2 protein-coding genes and 1 pseudogene are annotated in these 3,072 nt (G+C 63.1%); 1 reads left to right on the forward strand and 2 read right to left on the reverse strand.

Annotation, left to right across the window (positions count from 1 at the left end; genetic code table 11):
- Together ACFWPJ_RS29030 and ACFWPJ_RS29035 are read right to left on the reverse strand one after the other, a co-directional pair.
- Nucleotides 1-478, reverse strand: a pseudogene (locus ACFWPJ_RS29030) (hypothetical protein); the annotation flags it as partial.
- On the reverse strand, nt 462-1,673 hold the full coding sequence (locus ACFWPJ_RS29035) for a hypothetical protein (protein ID WP_378856123.1): 1,212 nt from the start codon (nt 1,671-1,673) through the stop codon (nt 462-464). The gene ACFWPJ_RS29035 and the pseudogene ACFWPJ_RS29030, both read right to left, overlap by 17 nt.
- Nucleotides 1,674-2,404: 731 nt before the next feature.
- On the opposite strand from ACFWPJ_RS29035, the gene ACFWPJ_RS29040 reads away from it, so the two are divergent.
- The gene (locus ACFWPJ_RS29040) at nt 2,405-3,058 is read left to right on the forward strand and encodes a DUF4239 domain-containing protein (RefSeq protein ID WP_378856125.1); all 654 of its coding nucleotides are present in this window, start codon (nt 2,405-2,407) and stop codon (nt 3,056-3,058) included.
- Nucleotides 3,059-3,072 lie beyond the last annotated feature (14 nt).

Consider the following 3,072-nt stretch of genomic DNA (forward strand, 5'->3'; position numbering starts at 1 on the left):
CGACGACACCGTTGTGGGCGAGAGGAATCTCGAACTTCTCACCGGATTCCTTCGCTTCGAAGATCAGCTTCCTCGGCGGGCCCGCTTCAGGGTGTCGGTAACAGGAGAAGACGGCGATGAACGACTCGTCGGCCAGATCGAGGGCTTGGTCGGAATGGCTGCCCATGGTGGCGTAGGCGTTCGTGTAGCTCTCGATGAGGGCGTTGTTGAAGTCGGCCGAGAGCCCCGCTCGCGTCTGAATCTGTTGTGCCAGAAGGTCGTGCACCGCCCGGAACTGCTGCGTCGGGCTGCTGTATCGAGTGGTGGTGCGGACGAGAGGCACCCTGCCCGCCTCATCGGTCTTGGTAAGCGTGGCGCCGCGCCGTCCTTTTCCCACATCTTCCAGGAGGGCAGACGCGGAGAGTTCGGCGAAGAGGTCCTGCTCGGCCGGCAAGGCGTACGAGCCGATCTGGTCCGAGATTCTAGGGTTGGGGAGCAACGTAGTCTCCCGTGTTCATGCTGAAGAGAAATCGGTCGCCGTAGTCGATGAAGGACGAGGTCCGGTTCTCCTCGGCGTAGAGCTTGCGCAGCTCGTCCATACCCTCCGGTGTGGGCGGCTCCAGTTTCATCAGGTCTCCGGCCCTCTCGAGGAACGTCTGGCTGTTCTTGTGCACGGCTTCGGTGCTCGAGCAGCGCACCACGTATCCCAGGCGGGTCGGTAGCAACTCGGCGTCCAACATCGAGGGCCGGATCTCGTGGGTGTACAGGCGGTTGGTGGACAACGGCATGAAGAAGACGGAGCCGGGATCGAGGGTGAAGCTGAACTGCGCGGGGAGCGCAGCGCACTCGTCCGAATCCTTGAGGCGGAAGCGGAGTCTGGTCAGCCCGCTGGCACTCTTCACCCCGTAGTCGAAGGTGTCCTCGGTCAGGGGATTCAGCTTGTCGAGCCCGTCGTAGAAGGTGCAGAAGGCCATGATGCCGTTGACGGGCATGTCCTTGGTCTTGTCGGCATGGGCCGAGATCTTGGCCTTGGACTGCTTCCGCTCGGCCGTGGCAAGGGTGTTGTGGTAGATCTGGGCCAGGACGTGATTGAGTGTCGCGTGGTCCCGGAAGACGGTGGCGGCCTCGCGATTCAGGGCCTCGACGATGCTCGTGTCGGTCGGACGGAAGCCCTCTGTCGGCCCCGAGAGGTTAGTAGAGCAGCGAAGCAGGCGGAAACGCAGTTCGTCACCACTTCGCGTGACAGGCGTCAAGTAGATTCCGCTGCGATGGGCTGTCCCGGGCTTGGTGGACTCGGTCAGGGACTGGAACTCGTGCTCCGCGCGGATCCGCCCGAAGTGGTCGGCACGGAGATCGAAGAAGCGACGGTAGTACACGCCGACGCCCTGCACGCGGACCGGAACACGGCCGAGGTCGATGACGGTCCACGGTCCGTCGCCGTCCTCGCGGTAACCGTGTGACAGCTCCCGGATGACGAAAACTCTTGCAGCCGACCGTAGTTGGTGGTCGGCGATCACCGACACATCACCGCACAGGTAGACGGTCTTCTGCGCGAGGTCGGGTGAACCGGAAGCAAGATCCTGCGGAGTGATCGTGGACCCGAAGAAATCCCTGATCAAGTCGTTGTCCTGCAACACCGCAGGCGCGACCAAGAATGTGCTCGTGTCCTCGATGCAGGCTTCAGTTGTGTCCATCAAGCGGTACCCGTCATTCGCAGATCTCGGTGGCCTGGCACCGGCCCGCCCCCTTCCATGCTCGTTGGCAAGGTATGAACGAAAGACGGACCGTTCACCCTACTTCAGGTGTCGAGAACTGGACAGCGGTGCCGAGAGTGCCTGAGGTGAGTATCTGCGTGAAAGATGGTGACACTGAGTATTACGAGCGGCGTAGGCGCCAGCGCCGAAACGCCCGGGGACATCTGCTCAACAATGCGGAATGTGCCGACCTGCCGTGTGCCCTGTTGCCGTGGGAGGTCCGGACGCCCGGTGGGGCGGACGCGCTGGCGCTCGACCTCGCGGGCCCACCGTCGCTGGATGTGTGGATGCGCTGCGACAAGGCTATGGCCCGCCCTGGCTTCGGCCTGAGTGGAGTACCCAACGCTCGAGGTGGGGGTGAACGGCGAGCGGGCACGGAGCCACACGGCGGCAGCGCCCCGAAAAGCGACCGGTCGGTTGTAAGCCATTGGGGTGGAAGGGATTCGGATCGCAATCCATCCGCGCGGTCACCGCGAATACTCTGTGATCGCTTCCACCCCCGGTAGGAACGGAGTCGCGGAATGCCAGGAATTCTGTTGCAGCTGGCGGTTTTGGTGCTTTTCGTGGGTGTCGCGGTGGGGATCTTCGTGCTGGGGGATCGGGTGCGGCCCGTATCGTGTCGGCACGACGACGATTCCGGTGCTGGTTCGATGATGCTGGACATGGTCAACATGTTCTTCGCCGCCATCGTGGCGTTCGTGGTGGTGATCCTGTGGCAGCAGTACGACACCTCGCATGCGCATACGGTGTCGGAGGGCAAAGCCCTGGTGAGCGTGTATGAGTCCGCGAACAGTATGCCCGAGCCGGATCGTGAGAAGGTCCGAGCCCTGGTGACCGCCTACACCCGGCAGGTGATCGACGAGGAGTGGCAGGTCATGGATGAACAGCGCCGGCTGAGCCCGTCCACGCAGGCAACGCTGGATGATCTGCGGGAGGCGGTGAATTCCGTGCCTGCGGTCACCGCGGACGCGAAGGCGGACCAGGACGAGACCGCCGCTGCCGTTGCGGCGATCATCGAGGCGCGCTTCGACCGTGGCCTGGACGCCGGTTACCGGTTGCCCGGTTTCCTCTACATCGCCTTGTGGTTCGCCACTGCCATGCTCATGTTCGGCACCGTCTTCTCCGGTGTTGTGGTCACCAAGCGCAGCATCCTCATGACCGGGTTGTTCGGTCTGGTGATCGGTGCGGTCATTGTGGCTGTCTATCAACTGGATCGGCCGTTCGCCGGTGGTAATCACGTCGCCAAGGACGCCTATGAACTCGCGCTGGCGCGCTTCCAGCACCTTGCCGCGGAATCGTCGTCCAGCGGCGATATTCCTCGTTGACCGGGTCGATCAGT

Source organism: Nocardia sp. NPDC058497, from assembly GCF_042720195.1.
Taxonomy (GTDB): Bacteria; Actinomycetota; Actinomycetes; order Mycobacteriales; family Mycobacteriaceae; genus Nocardia.